This is a genomic window from Kitasatospora sp. NBC_01539, assembly GCF_045040525.1.
Lineage (GTDB): Bacteria > Actinomycetota > Actinomycetes > Streptomycetales > Streptomycetaceae > Kitasatospora.
The window spans coordinates 3,339,091-3,359,026 of sequence record NZ_CP109390.1 but is presented as its reverse complement, the minus strand read 5'-3'; the positions used below and the strand labels follow the sequence as shown (position 1 = coordinate 3,359,026).

At 73.8% G+C, this 19,936-nt stretch carries 13 protein-coding genes; 5 read left to right on the top strand and 8 right to left on the bottom strand.

What is annotated here, in order from left to right; all coding sequences use genetic code 11:
- The first annotated feature begins 57 nt into the window (after positions 1-57).
- A complete protein-coding gene (locus tag OG335_RS14275; protein ID WP_405015398.1) occupies positions 58-3,324 on the top strand; it encodes a S8 family serine peptidase in 3,267 nt (1,088 codons plus the stop codon).
- On the opposite strand, the gene OG335_RS14270 is transcribed toward OG335_RS14275, so the two are convergent.
- From OG335_RS14270 to OG335_RS14255, 4 genes are all read right to left on the bottom strand, one after another.
- On the bottom strand, positions 3,265-3,735 hold the full coding sequence (locus OG335_RS14270; protein ID WP_405011474.1) for a GtrA family protein: 471 nt from the start codon (positions 3,733-3,735) through the stop codon (positions 3,265-3,267). The genes OG335_RS14275 and OG335_RS14270 overlap by 60 nt on opposite strands.
- A complete protein-coding gene (locus tag OG335_RS14265; protein ID WP_405011473.1) occupies positions 3,732-4,700 on the bottom strand; it encodes a glycosyltransferase family 2 protein in 969 nt (322 codons plus the stop codon). Before OG335_RS14265 ends, OG335_RS14270 begins: the two co-directional genes overlap by 4 nt.
- Positions 4,701-4,768: 68 nt before the next feature.
- On the bottom strand, positions 4,769-7,294 hold the full coding sequence (locus OG335_RS14260; protein WP_405011472.1) for a YfhO family protein: 2,526 nt from the start codon (positions 7,292-7,294) through the stop codon (positions 4,769-4,771).
- Positions 7,295-7,385: 91 nt separating this feature from the next.
- Positions 7,386-9,449, bottom strand: coding sequence for a PIG-L family deacetylase (locus OG335_RS14255; RefSeq protein WP_405011471.1), 2,064 nt, complete (start codon positions 9,447-9,449; stop codon positions 7,386-7,388).
- 154 nt (positions 9,450-9,603) lie between these two features.
- On the opposite strand from OG335_RS14255, the gene OG335_RS14250 reads away from it, so the two are divergent.
- The 4 genes from OG335_RS14250 to cimA all read left to right on the top strand — a co-directional run bounded on the left by OG335_RS14250 (position 9,604) and on the right by cimA (position 14,518).
- Positions 9,604-10,641 carry a 3-isopropylmalate dehydrogenase gene (locus tag OG335_RS14250; protein ID WP_405011470.1) on the top strand — a complete coding sequence of 346 codons (1,038 nt, stop codon included), beginning with the start codon at positions 9,604-9,606 and terminating at the stop codon, positions 10,639-10,641.
- A gap of 168 nt (positions 10,642-10,809) precedes the next feature.
- Positions 10,810-11,922 (top strand): branched-chain amino acid aminotransferase, encoded by a 1,113-nt coding sequence (locus tag OG335_RS14245; protein ID WP_405011469.1) that lies wholly within the window; start codon positions 10,810-10,812, stop codon positions 11,920-11,922.
- A gap of 97 nt (positions 11,923-12,019) precedes the next feature.
- The gene (locus OG335_RS14240; RefSeq protein ID WP_405011468.1) at positions 12,020-12,586 is read left to right on the top strand and encodes a Uma2 family endonuclease; all 567 of its coding nucleotides are present in this window, start codon (positions 12,020-12,022) and stop codon (positions 12,584-12,586) included.
- Between the two features lie 324 nt (positions 12,587-12,910).
- The gene (gene cimA, locus OG335_RS14235) at positions 12,911-14,518 is read left to right on the top strand and encodes a citramalate synthase (RefSeq protein ID WP_405011467.1); all 1,608 of its coding nucleotides are present in this window, start codon (positions 12,911-12,913) and stop codon (positions 14,516-14,518) included.
- Positions 14,519-14,631: 113 nt separating this feature from the next.
- Here the strand turns inward: cimA and OG335_RS14230 are convergent, their stop codons facing one another.
- The 4 genes from OG335_RS14230 to OG335_RS14215 all read right to left on the bottom strand — a co-directional run bounded on the left by OG335_RS14230 (position 14,632) and on the right by OG335_RS14215 (position 19,606).
- Entirely contained in the window at positions 14,632-15,216 is a 585-nt protein-coding gene (locus OG335_RS14230) for a GTP-binding protein (RefSeq protein WP_405011466.1), read from the bottom strand.
- Complete coding sequence (locus OG335_RS14225; RefSeq protein WP_405011465.1) at positions 15,197-15,844, bottom strand: DUF742 domain-containing protein; 648 nt, start codon at positions 15,842-15,844, stop codon at positions 15,197-15,199. Before OG335_RS14225 ends, OG335_RS14230 begins: the two co-directional genes overlap by 20 nt.
- A 173-nt stretch (positions 15,845-16,017) precedes the next feature.
- Positions 16,018-16,431 (bottom strand): roadblock/LC7 domain-containing protein, encoded by a 414-nt coding sequence (locus tag OG335_RS14220; protein WP_405015397.1) that lies wholly within the window; start codon positions 16,429-16,431, stop codon positions 16,018-16,020.
- A 10-nt stretch (positions 16,432-16,441) separates the two neighbouring features.
- Positions 16,442-19,606, bottom strand: a complete 3,165-nt coding sequence (locus OG335_RS14215; protein ID WP_405011464.1) for a nitrate- and nitrite sensing domain-containing protein — start codon at positions 19,604-19,606, stop codon at positions 16,442-16,444.
- Positions 19,607-19,936 lie beyond the last annotated feature (330 nt).

Here is a 19,936-nt window from a genome sequence, read left to right as displayed (position 1 = left end):
CGGTGCGGGCGGCCGCAGGATCAGGCCACCCCTGCCGGGGAGGCCCCTCCCGTGCGTATGCCCGCAGCCCTCGCGCTCGCCCTCGTCACCTTCGCCGCCCCGGCCGCCTGGGCCGAACCGGGCCCTGACCGTGCCCCGGCACCACCGGGCACCCCGGTGACCGTCCTGCTGGAACTGGACACCGAAGCCGCCGCCCCCGCCTGGCAGCGGGCCGCCGCCGACGCCCGGCGGCAGCGCCGCAGCCCGGAGGCCGTCCGCGCCCGGGCCGCCGGCGCCGGTGCCGAGCAGCGCGCCCGCGCCGCCCGTGCCCTCGACGGGCTCGCCGGCTCGGTGCGCGCCGCCGCCCCCGGGGCGCGCGTCGTCTACCGCACCCACACGCTGGTCAGCGGGCTCGCCGTCGCGGTGCCCGCCGCGGCCGTGCCCCGGCTGTCGGCGCTGCCAGGCGTGCGCGCCGTCCACCGGATCGCGCTCAAGCACCGGGCCAACGCCTACTCGGTGCCGCTCACCGGGGCGCCCGCCGTCTGGTCCGGCCCCGCCGGGAACACCGGCACGGGGGTGCGGATCGGCGTCATCGACTCCGGCATCGACTACACCCACGCCGACTTCGGCGGGCCCGGCACCGTCGCGGCCTTCACCGCCGTCGACGGGGCGCGCCCCGCACCCGCCGGGCTCTTCCCGAACGCCAAGGTGACCGGGGGCACCGACCTCGTCGGCGACGACTACAACCCGGACCCGTCCGCCGAGCACTACCAACCCGTGCCGCACCCCGACGCCAACCCCATCGACTGCGCGCTCAACGGCCACGGCACCCATGTCGCCGGCACCGCCGCAGGTCTCGGCGTCACCCGCGACGGCCACCCCTACACCGGGCCCTACCGCACCGGCCTCGACCCGGCCGGGTTCACCGTCGCCCCCGGCGCGGCCCCCGGCGCGCAGCTCCACGCCATCCGCGTCTTCGGCTGCGACGGCTCCACCGACCAGCTCTCCCAGGCCCTCGACCTCGCCGCCGACCCGAACGGCGACGGCGACCTCACCGACCGCCTCGACGTCGTCAACCTCTCCCTCGGCAGCGGCTTCGGCAGCCCCGACGACGCCGACGCGCTCGCCGCCGACCGGCTCTCCGAGCTCGGCACCGTCGTCGTCGCCTCGGCCGGCAACGAGGGCGACGTGTACGGCATCGGCGGCAGCCCCGGCAGCGCCGCCCGCGCCGTCACCGTCGCCGCCTCCGTCGACCCGCACAGCGACGCCGACGGCATCCGGGTGCTCGCCCCCGAGCCGATCGCCGGCACCGTGCCCGGCCACTGGAGCGCCGAGTACCGCGGCTGGGCCGACCACGACGTCACCGCCGAGCTCGCCCTGCCCGTCGGCCAGACCGACGGCTGCACCGCCTTCGACGCCGCCGACGCCGCCCGCCTCAAGGGCCGCATCGCCGTCCTCGCCTGGCGCAGCAAGGACTCCGACCGGGCCTGCGGCTCCGCCCCGCGCGCCGACCACGCGGCGGACGCCGGCGCGGTCGGCGCGCTCTTCGCCGCCGACGCCGAGGGCCTCGCCGAGATCGCCGGCAACGACCGCATCCCGGCCGTCCTCCTCGGCCGCGCCGACGGCGACCGGCTCACCGCCGCGGCCGCCGCAGGCCCGGTCCGCGTGCAGCTCGCCGCCCCCGGCAACACGCTGCACGGCGCCGTCGGCCAGGAGCAGCCAGGGCGCACCGACACCCTCACCGCCTTCACCTCCCGCGGCATCGGCGTGCCCGGCATCGTCAAGCCGGACGTCGCCGCGCCCGGCGAGACCATCTGGTCGGCCAAGGCCGGCAGCGGGGCCGACGGCATGCGCGAGGACGGCACCTCGATGGCGGCCCCGCACGTGGCGGGTCTCGCGGCGCTCGTCCGCGCCGCCCACCCCGACCGGACGGTCGCCGAGGTCAAGGCCGCACTCATGAACACCGCGGTCGACACCCACCGCGGCGAGGGCCCCGACGGCCCGGTGTACGGGCCCGAGCGCACCGGCGCGGGCCGCGCCGAGGTCGACGCCGCCGTCGCCACCCCCGCCGTCGCCTACGCGGCGGGCGAGGGCGCGGTCGACGGGGCGGTCGGCGTCTCGTTCGGCCCGGTCGCCGTCACCGGGCCCACCGAGCTGCGTCGCGAGGTGGAGGTCCGCAACTTCGGCGAGGCGCCGCTGACGTACGCCATCGGTTACGCCCCCGCCACCGAGCAGCCGGGCGCCTCGTTCGGCCTCTCGCCGGCGCAGGTCACCGTGGAGCCCGGCGGCACGGCCAGGGTCACCGTGACCCTGCGCGTGCCCGGCCGCCTCGACCGCACCCCCGACCAGACGCTCGACCTGACCCAGGCGGGGCACGCGCGCAGCCTGCGCGGCGAGCTCTCCGGGCGTCTGCGGCTCACGCCGGTCGGCGCGGACGTGCCGGTGCTGAGGGTCCCGCTGTTCGCCGCGCCCCGGGCCGCGTCCGCCGTCACGGCCGGTCCGCAGGTCGCCGCACCCCGCGCCGGGACGGACCTGCTGGCCCTGACCGGCAGCGGCGCCCCGACCGCCGACGGGTCCGGCCTGCTGAGCGCGTTCGTGCTCGGCGGGGAGGCGCCGCGCTGGCCGGACTGCTCGGCGAACCCCGAGCAGCAGCCCGAGGACCTCTGCGTGGACCGGCCCGGCGAGCGGGCCGCCAACCTGCGGGCGGCCGGCGCCGCCAGTGACGCGCCCGCGCACGCCGACCCGCTCGCGGAGGGCACCCTCTACCTGGCCGCCGCCCTGTGGGCGCCCGCCCCGACCCCCGTCGGGATCTTCGGCGTGCGCGCCTCGCTCGACACCGACGGCGACGGCCGCACCGACGCGATCACCGCCGCCGCCCGGCTGCGCGGCAGCGACGTGCTGGTGGCCCGCACCACGGACGCCCGGACCGGCAAGGAGCTCGACGTCCAGCCGCTGAACGCGCGCTGGGGCGACACCGACACCGCCCTGCTGGACGGCGACGTGCTGGTGCTGCCCGTCCGGCTCTCCGCACTGCCGGGCCTGCGGGCGGGCGCGAGCACCGTCCGGTACGCCGTGTGGACGGCGCAGGTGCTGCCGGGTGCGCCGAGCGAGCAGGACGCCATCGCCTCGATCGGGCTGGACGGGGGCCGTCCCGGCCTGGCCCTCGACGTGCTGCACCCGGCGCTGGACGTCCGGCACGGCGTCGACGGACCGCCGGCGGTCGTGGTGCCGGAGGGACCGGGAGCGGTGCTGCAGGTCACCCGGAACGACGCCGGGGCCCGGCTGCTACTGCTCCACCACCTCAACGCGGACGGGCGCCGCGCCGAGGTCGTCACTCTGCGCTGAGCCGGCCGCCCGGTCCGGTGCGGGCCGGGCGGGGTGCTCCCCCCGCCCGGTCAGCACGATCTTCGACAGCACGTAGGTGATCGGGATCGCGACCGCCGCGGCCGGCAGCGGCGCGATCCGGTCGTCCATCCGCGCCCATTCGACGAGCGCGAAGACGCCGCCGCTCTGCACGAGGTAGTTGGTGACGTTGGGCAGCGGGAAGAGCAGGAACTTCCGCCAGGTCGGCCTGGTGCGGTACGTGAAGTAGGTGTTCATGAAGAACGACCCGACCATGCTGAGGAAGAACGCCCCGGTGAAGGCCGCGAAGTACGGCAGGTGCGGGTGCAGCAGCAGGTACAGCAGGTAGAACGTGCCGGTGTTGACCGCGCCGACCAGGCCGAACCGGACGAGCTGCCAGAGCTGCGGCCTCACACCGGTTCCCCGGCGCGGTAGCCCTCGGCGCGGAACGCGGCGCGCGGCACGTTGGTCTCCTTGACCAGGAAGTGCGGGCGGCGCTTGGTCTCGTAGTAGATCCGGCCGATGTACTCGCCTATCAGGCCCAGCATCACCATCTGCAGACCGCCCAGGCCGACGATGGCGACGATCAGCGTGACGTACCCGGGGGAGTCGACGCCGTCGATCAGGGCCACGCCGGTGATCCACGCGGCGTACAGCGCGGCGACGCCGACCAGGGCGAGGCCCAGGTAGATGGCGATCCGAAGCGGCCGGTTGTTGAACGAGATCAGGCCGTCGATGCCGTAGTTGAGCAGGGCGCCGAAGTGCCACTTCGTCTCGCCGGCCTCGCGGGCGACGTTCTCGTAGTCGAAGGTGACGGTGTCGAAGCCGATCCAGGAGAAGAGTCCCTTGGAGAAGCGGTTGTACTCCGGCAGCGCGAGCAGGGCGTCCACCGCGGGGCGCGAGAGCAGCCGGAAGTCACCCACGCCGTCCTGGAGTTCGACGTCGACCCAGCGGTTGACGAGCCGGTAGTAGAGCTTGCTGACCGCGGTGCGCAGCGGCAGGTCGCCCGTCCGGCTGCGGCGGGCGATGACCTGGTCGTGGCCGCGGTCGTACAGCTCCAGCATCCGCTCGATGAGCTCCGGCGGATGCTGGAGATCGGCGTCCATGAGCACCACCGCGTCGCCGGTGGCCTCCTTGAGGCCGGCGAGCATGCCGGCCTCCTTGCCGAAGTTCCGGCTGAAGGAGACGTAGCGGGTGGTGTCCGGGTGCTCGGCGGCGATCTTGCGCAGCCGGTCGAGGGTGTCGTCGGCGCTGCCGTCGTCGACGTAGCAGAGCTCGTAGTCGACGGGGAGCGCGTCGAGGGTCTCCCGGATCGCGGCGTCGAAGAGCTCGACGACCGCTTCCTCGTTGTAGCAGGGCACCACGACGGACAGTCGCACCCGCGTACCTCCGGCCTTCCCGCAGTCGGCGGCCGAACGCTTAGCCCCCTGGCCCTGCCTGTCTGAATTCACACAGATGGTACCGGTCCGCCACTCACCGCAGGCGCGTTCCGGCGCCGCAGCGGGGTGACCACCGCCACGCCGAGGAGCACCGCGGCGGCCGCTCCGCTCGCGGCGAGTCCCGCCGTCAGGCCCGGCGGACGGTAGTCGCAGGAGACCGTGGACGCCCCGGCGCCGAGCGGTACGCCGATCATCCCCAGCTCGGAGCGCGGGGCGCGGGCGGGCCCTCCGTCCACCGAGCAGTGCCAGCCGTCGACGGCCGGCACGGAGACGAGCGCGGTGCCGGTCGACCCGGCCGGCAGCCGGGCGTGCAGGGTGTGGCCGCCGGTGGTGACCTTCGTCGCACCGGTGAGCCCGCCCAGGGCGGCGTGCAGCGCCGAGCGGTCGAGGCAGCCGACCGGCAGGCCGGGGATCTCCGTCCGGTGGGAGGCTCGCAGCCGGACGGTGAGGGTGCCGTCGGCGGGCACCTCGCCGAGCTCGCGGATCGGCATCGCGGTCATCGGCTGCCGTCCCCAGCTGTTGGACGTGCCCCGCGGGCCCATCACGGCGCCGCCGAGCCACGGGGCGTAGAGGAAGGCGGTGCGGCCGGGGGTGCAGGACGCGGCGAGGGTTGTCCAGGTGCCGCCCTTGCGGGTCGCCGGGACGGTCCAGCCGCCGGCGGACCGGACCGGCCGGGGCCCGTCGGTCCAGCGCGGTTCGGGGGTCTCGTACACGTGCGCGCCGAGCAGCGACTCCTGGCGGCTCCACACCGAGCGGGTGTCCGGGGCGACGGCGGGGTGCACGGTGACCAGCGGCGCGGCGGGGGCGTGCCGGACGACGAAGCCGCCCGGGGCGGCGGTGCCGTCGAGGTGGGTGGTGACGCCGAACAGCGCCTGCCCGACCGGGTCGGCCGGGCTGAGGGTGTGCCGGCCCTGGATGTACCAGCCGGCGCCGAGCCCCTGCAGCATCCCGGCGGTGACCGCCGGCAGGTAGCTGCTGTAGTACGAGCCGCCCTCGCCGCCGAGCAGCAGCGGGTCGTTGTTGGCGAACTCGTGCGGACCGGGGTCGGTGCGGCCCCGAGGCCACTGCTCCGCCCGCCGCAGGGCGTCGCGGGCGTCGAGCGCCTGCGCGGAGAGCGTCGTGCGGGGCACGTAGAACGGCAGCCCGTCGCGGATCCTCGTGACCGCCCAGGTGGTGTGCACCGCACCGGCGAACACCCCTGCCACGAGCAGCACGCCGGCGGACCGGCGCACGAGCGGGCGCGTCGGCCGGTGGGCGAGCGCGAGCAGCGCACCGAGGACGAGCGCGCCGCCGGCCGCCGTGGCGATCCAGGTCGACCAGCGCACCGAGCTCTGTCCGTGCCCGGCCAGCGCCAGCACGGCGACCAGGCCGGCGCCGCCGAGCAGCGCCCGGGTGTCCGGGCGGCGGGCGAGCGAGACCCAGGCGGCCATCACCAGCAGGCCGCTGAGCACGAACGAGGCCCGGTAGGGGCTGCCGTTGGGGATGGCCAGCCCGTGCCAGAGCAGGATGGTCGGCTCCCACACGAAGCTCGCGCCGACCAGGACGAGCAGGGCGCACCATCCGGCGCGCTCGGCCGGGCGGACCTTCCGGTTGAACGGCAGCGAGGCGGCCAGCAGCAGGCCCAGCACGCCGACGAAGACGTTCGGCAGCTGGTGGTCGGCGCGGCCGCCGGGCAGCAGCTGCGCGAGGTAGTCGGTGAGGCCGGGCGCGCCCTCGTACACGGCGGGCGGGGCCGGCTGGGACGCCTTGCTGGCCTTGAGCGACACGGTCATGGCGGGTGCGGCCAGCAGGATGCCGACGGCGAACATCGAGGCGGCCCGCCCGGCCGGCCGCAGCCGGGCACGCACCGGCCGGCCGTCCAGCGCCAGGCGCAGCAGCAGCACGAGGGCGGAGGCGAGGGTGGCCATCGCGGCGGTGTAGAAGTTGCCCGCCCACGCGGCGGCGACCAGCAGCGTGCCGAGCACCCAGTGGCGGCCGCGCAGGCACCAGTCGCAGGCCAGGCCGACGGCGGGCAGCGAGAGCAGGCCCCACATCCACATCGGGTCGGGGGAACCGTCGTTCAGCACCCAGGCGCACAGGCCGTAGCCGACCGCGAGCAGGGCCCGCTGCCAGGCCGCGCCCGGGGCGATGCGGCCGAGCAGCACCGTCATGGCGGCGGAGCCCGCACCGATGCCCAGCAGGGTGACGAGGAAGACCGGCAGGTCGACGGCGTCCCGCGGGAAGAGGCCGACCAGCCAGGAGAACGGGTTCATCAGGTAGGTGAGGAAGTCGCCGAGGAAGGGCGCGCCGTACCCGCTGTTCCAGTTGAAGAACAGGTCGCCGGTGGACTCGCCGTGCATCAGGTCCCACAGGTGCGCGTGGAACGGCACGAACTGGTTGCCGAGGTCGTTCACCGCCCGCGAGCGGCCGCCGAAGGGGTACGTGCCGCGCAGCGCCGTCGCCAGGCAGAACGCCGACATCGACAGCACCGCCGCCAGACCTGCTGCGGCCGCCCCGCTGCTCCGGAGGCGGCGCGCGATGGATCGCTGGCTCACTGCGGGGTGCTCCTGTCCGGCCCGTGCGGGCCCCACGGATGATGCGGTCGCGCGGCGTCGGGCCGGGCGGTCACCGAGCATAGGCATGGCGTCAGCCCGCCTGGCCCCACGTGCCGAACGGGGCGCCCGGCACGGGTTGACGCGCGGTGTAGAGGTGGCCGTCGCAGCCGAGCGCCGCGGCGGTGATCCGCCCGTCGGCGTCGGAGGCGAGGGCGGGGGTGTGCGCGAGCAGCGGCCCGTCGTGCTGCCAGTCCCGGCCGTCCGCGCGCAGCGCGGTGCGCCCGCCGTCGTCGCGGACGGCGATCGCGCCGTCGGCGACGGCGACCCGTCCGAAGCCGCCGGGCGGCGCGGACTCGGCGACCACCCGCCAGACCGCGGTGCCCGGGCGCCGTTCGGCGGTGAGGACGCGGGCGCTGCGGGGCTCGCGGTAGTGCACCCGCAGCGCGCCGTCCGCGGCGAGCCGGGCGGTGACGGGCCCGGCCGGTACGGGCAGCCCCGTCGGGCGGGCCGGGCGCAGCGGGCCGCCCGGGGTGTCGGAGGCCCAGTGCGCGACGGTGCGGCCCGGGGCGAAGAGGTGGCTGTTGCCGTCGGCGTCGACCACGGCGCCGAGGCCGTCCTGGACGCCGGGGCCGGCCTCCGGCGGCAGGGACAGCACGGTCCAGGGGCCGTCCAGGGTGCGGACGGCGACCGAGCCGTTCCAGCTGCGGACGGCGACCTGCACGGTGCCGTCGGACAGGGCCAGCCCGATCGGGTAGCCGGCCTCCATCGACCGCACCGGATCCTCGCCCTCGGGCGTTCCGAGGCTCTGCCACGGCCCGTACGCGGCCGGCCCGGTCTGCACCGCGGTGACGATCTCGCGGCGGTGGTCGGCCGGGGCGTGGCCGAGCACGGTGCGGACCCCGAGCAGCCGCAGCCGGCCGTCGGCCTGGCGGAGCGCGTGCAGCTGCCCCTCCAGGCCGGTGCCGTCGACGGGGTGCGGGCCCGTCCAGCGGCTGCCGGTGCGGGTCCAGTGCACGGCGGTGCCGTTGAGGAGGGCGAAGGCGGCGAGCCCGCCGCCGGTGAGCGGCTGCAGCCAGGCGCCGCTGCCGGGGGCGCGGTACCGGGTGGACTGGGCCCAGCCGTTGCGCAGCGCTCCGGCGCCGACCTTGCGGTCGCCGCAGCCGGCCGGGTCGCCGCAGTGGCGGTTGTCGGCCCAGCCGTAGCTGTTGAGCGCGACGACCTTGCGGCCGACGGCGGCCTGGTCGAGGTTGTGGGGGAGGACGGCGTTGACGTACCCGAGGTAGTGCTCGACGGAGGCGGCGCGGGCCCGCCCGCCGGCCCAGTGCCGGGCGAGGGCGGCCTGGGCGAAGTACGCGGAGTAGGTGTGGTCCTGGTGGTCGAGGTAGACCGGGGGGGCCTGCGGGGTGCGGCCGGGTTTGGTGGAGTGCTCGGGGTTCGGGTCGAGCGTGCGCACGACGGTCGGGCGGAAGTGGTCGAGCACGGCGTGGAGGGTGGCGACGAGCTGTTCGCGGCTGTACCCGGCACCGGGCGGCAGGCCGCTGCGGACGGGCGGCAGGGTGGCCAGGCGCGGGGTCTCGCCGACCCAGAGGCCGCGCAGGCTGTCCTTGCGGTGGAGGCTGACGGAGCGGGCCTCGACCAGGGCGAGCAGGATGAGCTGGACGTACGGGGCGGCGCGCAGCGTGTGCTGCTCGACCTGGTGGCCGTCGATGTAGCTGACCAGGGATATGTCCCACGCGCCGGTCTCGTCGCCGGTGGCGAGCAGGGACAGTGCGGCGGTGAGGCCGTTGATCCGGGCCCGGGTGTAGGCCGGGCGGTCGGCGCGGGTGACGCGGCCGAGCTCGTTGTGGAGCACGTTGCGGCCGTCCGACTCGCCGTCGGTGAGGCAGACCGTGACGCAGGCGGCGCCGGAGGCGAGCGCGTGGTCGAGGTCGGGATTCATGAAGTAGAGATTGTCGTCCGGATGTGCGATGACGTGCACGAACGACTCGGTGATGTCGTGCGCGGCGATCGCGGTCGCCCGGACCGGCGCGGCCGGCTGCGCCGCGGGCCCCCGGTCCTCGCGCACGGCCTGGGCGACGCCGCAGCCTGCGGCGGGCAGGGCGAGTGCCCCGCCGGCCAGCCAGAGCAGGCGGCGTCTGCGGATCCGACCCCCCATGGTGCTTTCCCCCGTGAATTCCCCGTGTAGATCTGCTGGATTTTAACCGAGCGATTTCCGGTGCGGCCCGGCCCCCCGGACGGCGACCCTTCCGGGACGTCCGAATAGTGGACATAAGGTGTCATCCACTGGGACGCGGAGTAGGGTCCGGGGCATGTCTCGCAGCCTTCGTCTCGCAGTGATCCCCGGTGACGGCATCGGCCAGGAAGTCGTGGCCGAGGGCCTCAAGGTGCTCGGCGCCGCCCTCCCCGCCGACGTGAAGCTGGAGACCACCGAGTACGACCTCGGTGCCCGGCTCTACCACCGCACCGGCGAAACCCTGCCGGACTCCGTGCTGGAGGAGCTCAAGGGCCACGACGCGATCCTCCTGGGCGCCATCGGCGACCCGAGCGTGCCGTCCGGCGTGCTGGAGCGCGGTCTCCTGCTGAAGCTCCGCTTCGCCTTCGACCACCACATCAACCTCCGCCCGGGCAAGCTCTTCCCCGGCGTGAAGTCGCCGCTGGCCGGTGACCCGAAGATCGACTTCGTCGTCGTCCGCGAGGGCACCGAGGGCCCGTACGTCGGCAACGGCGGCACGCTGCGCACCGGTACCGAGCACGAGGTGGCCACCGAGGTCAGCCTCAACACGGCCTTCGGCATCGAGCGCGCCGTGCGCGACGCGTTCGCCCGGGCCCAGGCCCGCCCCCGCAAGAAGCTCACGCTCGTCCACAAGAACAACGTGCTGGTGCACGCCGGCCACCTGTGGACCCGGATCTTCGAGCGGGTCGGCCGGGAGTTCCCCGAGGTCACCACCGACTACCTGCACGTCGACGCCGCGACGATCTTCTTCGTCACCCAGCCCGAGCGCTTCGACGTGATCGTCACCGACAACCTGTTCGGCGACATCCTGACCGACCTCGCCGCGGCCGTCACCGGCGGCATCGGCCTGGCCGCGTCCGGCAACATCAACCCCACCGGCGCGTTCCCGTCGATGTTCGAGCCGGTGCACGGCTCCGCCCCGGACATCGCCGGCCAGGGCAAGGCCGACCCGACCGCCACCGTGCTGTCCGTCGCCATGCTGCTGGAGCACCTCGGCTACGCCGCCGAGGCCGCCGCCGTCGAGGCCGCGGTCACCGCGGACCTCGCCGAGCGCTCCGGCACCCGCTCCACCTCCGAGGTCGGCGACGCGCTCGCCGCCCGAGTATCCGGCTGACGGGCCGGGAACGATCGGTTCCGGCCTCGGGCCGGACCCAGCACGGCAGCCCACCGGCTGTTCGGCACGGCCCTCTGGATGCGAGTATCGACAGTGGGCCGTGCCGTCGTGCGTTCTTCACTCCGGCGGGTCGGCCCCGACCAACCCCACGGTGAAGGACAGGCAGTCATGAGTACGCCCACCCAGGCGCCCATCGCGTTCGACCTCAAGCCCTCCGCGCACCCGCTGTCCGACGCGGAGCGCGAGGCCCGGCTGGCCAACCCCGGGTTCGGCCGGATCTTCACCGATCACATGGTCACCATCCGGTGGACCGAGGGCCTGGGCTGGCACGACGCCCAGCTGACGCCGTACGCCCCGCTGGAGATCGACCCGGCGAACATGACGCTGCACTACGGCCAGTCGATCTTCGAGGGCCTCAAGGCGTACCGCCAGGCGGACGGTTCCATCGCCACCTTCCGGCCGGAGGCCAACGCGGCCCGCTTCCAGACCTCCGCCCGCCGGCTCGCGATGCCCGAGCTGCCGGTCGAGACCTTCGTCGAGGCGGTCGAGCTGCTCGTCCAGCAGGAGCAGGCCTGGGTGCCGGACCAGCCCGAGCAGAGCCTCTACCTGCGGCCCTTCATGTTCGCCACCGAGGTCGGCCTGGGCGTGCGCCCGGCCAACTCCTACCTCTTCATGATCATCGCCTCGCCGGCCGGCGCCTACTTCCCCGGTGGCATCAAGCCCGTCTCCGTCTGGCTCTCCGAGGAGTACGTCCGGGCCGCGCCCGGCGGCACCGGCGCCGCCAAGTGCGCGGGCAACTACGCCGCCTCGCTCATCGCCCAGGCCCAGGCCGCCGAGAAGGGCTGCGACCAGGTCGTCTGGCTCGACGCCGCCGAGCACCGGTGGATCGAGGAGATGGGCGGCATGAACCTGTACTTCGTCTTCGGCGAGGGCCGGGACGCGACCATCGTCACCCCCGAGCTGTCCGGCGCCCTCCTGCCCGGCATCACCCGCGACTCGCTGCTGCAGCTCGCCGCCGACCTCGGCTACCAGGTCGAGCAGCGGAAGATCTCCACCGACGAGTGGAAGCAGGCCAACGCCGACGGCACCCTCACCGAGGTCTTCGCCTGCGGCACCGCCGCGGTCATCACCCCGGTCGGCTCGGTGAAGTCCACCCGTGCGGACTGGACCGTCGGCGCGGGCGAGCCCGGGCCGGTCACCATGGAGCTGCGCAAGGCCCTGCTGGCCATCCAGGGCGGCCAGGCCCCCGACACCCACGGCTGGCTGCACAAGATCGTCTGACCCGCGGGCCCGGGCGTCCCGCCTCGGCGGGACGCCCGGCCCGGGTAACCTCGGAGTGCTCCGCTCGTTGAGCCGGACGACATCGGAAGGAGCGGCCGTGAGCGCGGTGACGCACGACCTTCACGACACCTGGCCGAGCGGCGACGACGATCTGCTGGAGGCCTTCCTCACGCTGGACACCCCCGAGGGGTTCACGGCGGAGCTCATCGAGGGGGAGATCGTCGTGACGCCACCGCCCGACGGCGGCCACGAGACCGCGATCGGCCGGATCGTCCGTCAGGTCCACCGGTACGGCCCGCCGGACCTGGACTTCGCACCCGGCAAGGGGCTGATCGTCCCCGGCGGGCGCTACGTCCCGGACGGCACGTTCACCGAGGCCGACGCGCTGCGCGGCCGCGGCTCCTGGTCGGAGCCGGACGGCGTGCTGATGGTGCTGGAGGTCACGTCCCGGCGCCCCGGCAAGGACCGCGAGGCCAAGCGCGTCGGCTACGCCGCGGCCGGCATCCCGCTCCACCTCCTCGCCGACCGCGAGTTCGACCGGATCGTCCTGCACAGCGACCCCCGGAACGGCGAGTACACCACCGTCACCGGTGTGCCGGCGGGGGATCCGCTACCGCTGCCCGGGCCGTTCGGCTTCACGCTCGCCACCGACCGCCTCACCTGAGCCGTTCCGCATCGCGAGACGCCGGCGCCGCATTCCGGATGGTGTGCCAGACTGCGAACGTGTCCTCGCTCTCGCTGATCATTAGCAGCAGGCGCGCCGGTCCGCAGTGACCGCTCCGCAGTACCCGATGCGGAGCGCCCACGAGCGTCCAGACCCGCGCGCAGACCTCTCGCACCCGCGAGGGGTCTTTTGTTTTGCCCCCCGGACCGGCCGGAGCCCCCACAAGGGGCGGAGGGACACCGGGAGCGCGCGGGATGCTGGACAGTGGAGCCGGTCCCCAGACCCGGCAACAGCAGTAACTCCCCGAACGGAGAACCCAGGGCCATGACCGAGGCCAGCACCCCCAACGACAGCTTCCACGTCTTCGACACCACGCTGCGCGACGGCGCCCAGCGTGAGGGCATCAACCTCACCGTCGCGGACAAGCTGACCATCGCCCGGCACCTGGACGAGTTCGGCGTCGGCTTCATCGAGGGCGGCTGGCCTGGCGCCAACCCCCGCGACACCGAGTTCTTCGCCCGCGCCGCCGTCGAACTCGACCTGCAGCACGCCCAGCTGGTCGCCTTCGGCGCGACCCGCCGGGCCGGCGGCCGCGCAGCCGACGACCCGCAGCTCGCCGCCCTCGTCAACTCCGGCGCCCCGGTCGTCACCCTGGTCGCCAAGTCGCACGACCGGCACGTCGAACTCGCCCTGCGCACCACGCTCGACGAGAACCTGGAGATGATCCGCGACAGCGTCGCGTACCTCCGCGAGCAGGGCCGCCGGGTCTTCATCGACTGCGAGCACTTCTTCGACGGCTACAAGGCCAACCCGCAGTACGCGCTCGCCGTCGTCCGGACCGCCCACGAGGCCGGCGCCGACGTCGTCGTGCTCTGCGACACCAACGGCGGCATGCTGCCGCTCGGCGTCCGGGAGACCGTCGCCGAGGTGCTCGCCGCCACCGGCGCCCGGCTCGGCATCCACGCCCAGGACGACACCGGCTGCGCGGTCGCCAACACCCTCGCCGCCGTCGACTCCGGCGCCACCCACGTGCAGTGCACCGCCAACGGCTACGGCGAGCGGGTCGGCAACGCCAACCTCTTCCCGGTGGTCGGCGCCCTGGAGATCAAGTACGACCGCCGGGTGCTCCCCGAGGGCCGGCTCGCCGAGATGACCCGCATCTCGCACGCCGTCGCCGAGGTCGTCAACCTCACGCCCTCCACCCACCAGCCGTACGTGGGCTTCTCCGCGTTCGCGCACAAGGCCGGCCTGCACGCCTCGGCCATCAAGGTCGACCCCGACCTGTACCAGCACATCGACCCCGAGCGGGTCGGCAACACCATGCGGATGCTCGTCTCCGACATGGCCGGCCGGGCCTCCGTGGAGCTCAAGGGCAAGGAGCTCGGCTACGACCTCTCCGCCGACCGCGACCTCGTCGGCCGGGTGGTCGCCAAGGTCAAGGAGCAGGAGAACCTCGGCTTCACGTACGAGGCCGCCGACGCCTCCTTCGAGCTGCTGCTGCGCGACGAGGTGCGCGGCCGCCGGGAGCGCTTCTTCACGCTGGAGTCCTGGCGGACCATCAGCGAGCAGCGCACCGAGGGCACGGCCGGCAACGAGGCCACCGTGAAGCTCTGGGCCAAGGGTGAGCGGCGGATCGCCACCGGGGAGGGCAACGGGCCCGTGGACGCCCTCGACAAGGCCCTGAGGGCCGCCCTGGAGCGCATCTACCCGCAGCTCGGCAAGCTGGAGCTGGTGGACTACAAGGTGCGCATCCTGGAGGGCCAGCACGGCACCGGCTCCAAGACCCGGGTGCTCATCGAGTCCGGCGACGGCGAGGCCACCTGGGCCACCGTCGGCGTCGCCGACAACGTCATCGGCGCCTCCTGGCTGGCCCTGGAGGACGCCTACACCTACGGGCTGCTGCGGGCCGGGCTGGAGCCCGACGCGGCCTGACGGGCCCGTCACGGTCCGACGGGGCCGGACGCGCGGAGGGGCCGGCCGGACCTGGTGGTCCGGCCGGCCCCTTCCGATGTCCGCGGCCGGTTCCCGCGGACGGCTCCTCGCGGTCAGCGCAGGCGGGCCAGGAGGGCGTGCTCGACGAGGGTGATGAGGGCGCTCTTGGCGCTGTCCCTGCGTCGGGCGTCGAGGGTGACGATGGGGGTGTCGGGGCCGAGCTGCAGCGCCTCGCGGACCTCGTCGGGAGTGTGGGCCTGGTGCCCGTCGAAGCCGTTGAGGGCGACGACGAAGGGCAGGCCGCTGTTCTCGAAGTAGTCGAGGGCGGGGAAGCAGTCGGCGAGGCGGCGGGTGTCGACGAGGACGACGGCGCCGATGGCGCCGCGGACGAGGTCGTCCCACATGAACCAGAACCGGTCCTGTCCGGGGGTGCCGAACAGGTAGAGGATGAGGTCCTCGTCGAGGGTGATGCGGCCGAAGTCCATGGCGACCGTGGTGGTGGTCTTGCCGGAGACGTGGCTGAGGTCGTCGATGCCGGCGCTGGCGCTGGTCATGACGGCTTCGGTGCGCAGCGGGTTGATCTCGGAGACGGCGCCGACGAGGGTGGTCTTGCCGACACCGAAGCCGCCGGCGACGACGATCTTCGCGGAGGTGGTCGCGCGGCTCGGGGCGGCCGCGTTAGAGCTTGCGAAGTCCACTGAGGACCCTTTCGAGCAGCGTGACGTCGGGCTGGTTGCCGGATTCGCCGCCGGCAGCGGGCTGGTGGATCGTGACGAGGCCGGCCTCGGCGAGGTCGGCGACGAGGATGCGGGCCACACCCAGGGGCAGTCCGAGCAGCGCCGACACCTCGGCGACGGACTTGACCTCGGTGCACAGGCTGCAGATCCGCTGGTGCTCGGGCAGCAGCGTGGCCATGCGGCCGGGATCGACGGCGGCGGACACCAGTGCCTCGATCGCCAGCTCGTACCGCGGCCGGGTGCGGCCACCGGTCATCGCGAAGGGCCGGATCAGCGGCCCGGAGTCGGAGTCGTCCTCGAACTCCTCGACGTGGCCCGGGTCCTGCGGGGCGTGTTCGGGAAAGCCCTCCGGCCCCGGGTAGTCCTGGTACCCGGCGTCCTGGCCGCCGTAGTGGCCGCCCTGGCCGTCGCCGTAGGGCTGTTGCCGGTCCCCGTAGGGACCGGGGTGGTACTGCCGGCCTCCGGGGGCGGCGTACGGCTGCTGCTGGTACGGCTGTCCGTGGCCGACGCCGGGGGCTCCGAACGCGTCATGGCCGGTACCGGGGTACGGGACGCCGTACTGACCGCTGCGGTCGTCTGGCGGTGTCACGGTTCCTCTCCTCACAAGGTGCGGCGGTGCTTTGCAGGTCCGGACACGGGGGTGTCCGGACCGGTGGTGCGAAGGCCGTACAACGCCCGAACCCGAGTCCGCCGGCGGGTGCCGGAGGACTCGGGGACGGGCAATGAGGTCATTCGAATACCAGGACGGTATCCGACGAACCGTCAGTGCAGCAGGCTGCCCTGGAGTTCTGCCCGGAGGGCGGGGGTGAGGACGGCTCCGGCGCGGTCGACGAGGAGGGCCATCTCGTAGCCGACGAGGCCGATGTCGGAGTCGGGTGCGGCGAGGACGGCGAGGGCGGAGCCGTCGCTGACGGCCATGAGGAAGAGGAAGCCGCGCTCCATCTCGACGACGGTCTGGTTGACGTCGCCGCCCTCGAAGATCCGGCTTGCGCCGGAGGTCAGCGAGGTGAGGCCGGAGGCGACGGCGGCGAGCTGGTCGGCGCGGTCCCGGGGGAAACCTTCGGACATGGCCAGCAGGAGACCGTCTGCGGAGACCACCACCGTGTGCGACACCCCGGGGGTGTTGTCCACGAAATTGGTGATCAGCCAGTTCAGGTTCTGTGCGGCCTGGCTCATCTGACTCAACTCATCGCTCCTGGTGGTTCGAGCCGCCGAAGAGATCGGTGCTGCTGTTCTGGTTGCCGCCACGACCCCGGTTCGGGTCCACGCGGAAGCTGCCGGTGGCCCCCGGGTCACCGACGGCGTTACGTCCCTGCTCCACACCGCGGCGCAGGTTGGTCAGGCGTCCGCGGACCTCCTCCGGGTTGCGGGAGACCTGGGGGCCTTCCGTCGGAGCAGGCTTGGCGTTGCCGGGCACGAGATTCTGCTTGGGCACGCGGCGCGGCAGACCGGAGGGCGTGGTGCCCCCGGACGAGGGCTCGCGCACCTGCTCGGCGCGCTGCCAGCTGCCGTCGTTCGCCGACTGCCAGGCGGTCGACGGGCCGGTCGGACCGGTCGGGCCGTAGCCGCCGAGCGACGACACCTCGTGGCCGCGGGACTCGTCCAGGTCGGAGTTGTCCTTCGCACCGGTGAACCAGTTCGGCTTGTCCTCGGCCGACTCGCCGCCGAAGCCGCTGCCGCCACCGAAGGCACCGCCGCCGCCGCCGGCCAGCTGCTGGCCGGGACGCCGCTGGGGCAGGCCGCTGTCGGCCGTGTGCGCGGCCGGGGCCGCGGGCAGCGCCGGCGGCGTGTCCGCGCCGTAGGCGGGCGCCGCGGGCTGGTTCTCGTAGCCGTACGGCTGGTAGCCGTCGCCCTGGTAGCCGGTCTGCTGCGGGATGCGGTCGTAGCCGCCGTCCTGCGCGTACGGCGCCTGGCCCTGGTACTGGTCGTAGCCGTCCTGGGCGTCGTAGCCCTGGCTGCCCTGGCCCTGGTAGGCGTTCGGGTCGTAGCCCTGGTAGTCGCCGTCGTAGGCGTCCTGGTAGCCGTCCGGGGAGTAGCCCTGGTCCTGGTAGCCGCCGTCCTGCTCGTAGCCCTGGGGGGCGTACTCGTCGGCGTAGGGGGCGTCGGTCTCGATCGCCTCGGCGTCGATGACCCGGTCGTCCGGGCCGGCCTCCAGCGCGGCCGTCCGGCGGCGCTCGTCGAGGCGCTGCGAGCGCTGCATGGCCTCCAGCGCGGGGCTGAAGCCGCTGTTGCCAGCGCCGGTCAGGTGGTCGTCGAAGCCGAGCTCGGCGGCGCTGCGCTGGCCCTGGAGGTCCTGCTGCCAGCCCTGGGTGGGCTCCTGCTCGGAGAAGATCCGGGAGACCGTGAACTCCTCCTCGGGCTCCGGGGCGTCGAGCAGCTGCACCAGGGGCTGCGGGAGCATCACCAGCGAGGTGGTGCCGGCGGACTCGCCGGACGGGCGCAGCTGCACGCGGATGTCGTGCCGCTGGGACAGCCGGCCGACCACGAAGAGGCCCATGCGGCGCGAGATGGTGGCGTCGACCGTGGGCGGCTCGGCCAGCTTCTCGTTGATCTCCGCGAAGTCGTCGGCGGTGAGGCCGATGCCCTTGTCGTGGATCTCGACCAGGACACGGCCGTCGGGCAGGCGCGTCGCGTTGACGAGCACCCGGGTCTGCGGGCTGGAGAACGTGGTGGCGTTCTCCAGCAGCTCGGCCAGGAGGTGGACGAGGTCGGTCACGGCCGCGCCGATGATCTCGGCCTCGGGGATGCCGGCCAGCTCGATGCGCTCGTACTGCTCCACCTCGGAGGCGGCGGCGCGGAGCACGTCGACCAGCGGGACGGGCGTGTTCCAGCGGCGGCCCGGCTCCTCGCCGGCGAGGACGAGGAGGTTCTCGCCGTTGCGGCGCATGCGGGTCGCGAGGTGGTCCAGCTTGAAGAGGTTCTCCAGCTGGTCCGGGTCGGCCTCGTTGTTCTCCAGGTCCGTGATCAGCGCCAGCTGGCGCTGGATCAGGCTCTGGCTGCGGCGCGACAGGTTGGAGAAGATCGCGTTGAGGTTGCCTCGGAGCAGGGCCTGCTCGGAGGCGAGGGACACCGCCTGGGAGTGCACCTGGTCGAACGCGCGGGCGACCTCGCCGATCTCGTCGGTGCCGTACAGCGGGATGGGCGAGACCGAGGTGTCCACGCGGTCCGGGTCGGTCTTGGAGAGCTTCTCGACCAGGTCGGGCAGACGGTGGTTGGCGATCTCCAGCGCGGCGCTGTTGAGGGTGCGCATGCCGAGGATCATCGAGCGGGCGATGAAGCCGGTGAGCAGACCGGCCAGCGCGAGCGCGGCGATCACGATGCTGGAGTTGAGGATGGCGTCGTTCTGCGCGCGGGACTTGATGTTCGCGGCGTCGCCGACGACCTCGGTGAGCAGCTTGGCCTCGGTGGCGCGCAGGCCGCTCATGTGGCTGGCGCTGGCCTGCTGCCAGTTCTGGACGGTGAGGCCGGCGTTCTTCGCGGTGTTGAAGAGCTGGTCGGCCTTGTCCTTGTCCTTGCTGTCGGTCACGCGCAGCGCGGCGTCCGAGTAGGCCAGGCCGATGTTGAGCAGGTTGGTGACGGTCGGCACGGTCTGGCCGTCCGGCATGCGCAGCGGGCTGCGCTGGTCGGCGGCGCCCTGGGCGACGAGCGCGTCGGCGTAGACCTTGGCGTCGGCGGCGCTGGAGCCGGTGTTGAACTCGCTGATCGCGGTCTGCTCCAGCTTCGCGGCGACCAGCAGCGACTGGATGAGCTCGGTGGTCTCGTACTTGGTGACCGTGCCCTGCGAGATGCCGGCGAGCAGGCTGAGCATCAGCGCGCGCTGGGTCGAGGCGGAGGCCTTGGCCAGCGACATCGCGTAGATCGCGCGGCCCTTGCTGGTGATGTTGGAGCTGCCGAAGCCGACCGAGTTGTCGATGGCCAGCAGCGGGGCGAACATCACCGAGTACGCGGCCTGGGTGGCCGAGGCGAGCAGCTCCGGCTTGTAGGCGTTCTCCCGCAGGTGGGGAAGGGCGACCACGAGCTCCTGGAAGGCGGCGTTGCGGCGCTGGAGCGTCTCGTCGTCGGCGATCTTCGCGTAGGCCGCGTTGTACGCCTTGAGGGCGTCGTCGGTCTTCTTGCGCAGGTCAGGGAGCTTGTTCTGCGAGTCGGTGCCGGTGAGGATCGGCACGATCGAGAGGTCGCGCTCGTTCTCCAGCGCGTCCGCGAGGTCGGTCGCGGCGTTGGCCAGGCGGGCGGTCTTCACCGCGCGGTCGGCCGTGTGGAAGTCGTCGAGCGAGGAGTTGACGCGCAGACCACCGAAGACGAGGCCGATGATGACCGGCACGATCATGATCGCGACGAGGCGGGTCGGCACGCGCCAGTTCCGGGGGGAGAGGCTGTCGTACCGGCCGCTCTTCCCCGGTGCCGGCGATGCGGCCTTGCCCTGGCCGGCCGGTCCCGACGACGGGCCCGGGCGGTTGCCCGGGCCGCTGAGTATCTGGGTCGGCGGCCCGGCGGGGCCTCGGCCCGTCCGGTCCTCGTTCGCGGCGAACGCGGAGAAACCGCCGGATGCCTGGCCGTTCGTGCCCGGCTCGTCCTGGCGGGGCTCGGTACGCCGCTGCGGGGTGTCTGGCTGCTTACGCCTCACTCGACAACAACCTCTCGGCCGATGGTTCGGCCATGGATCAATCCAGCGGCTACCCCC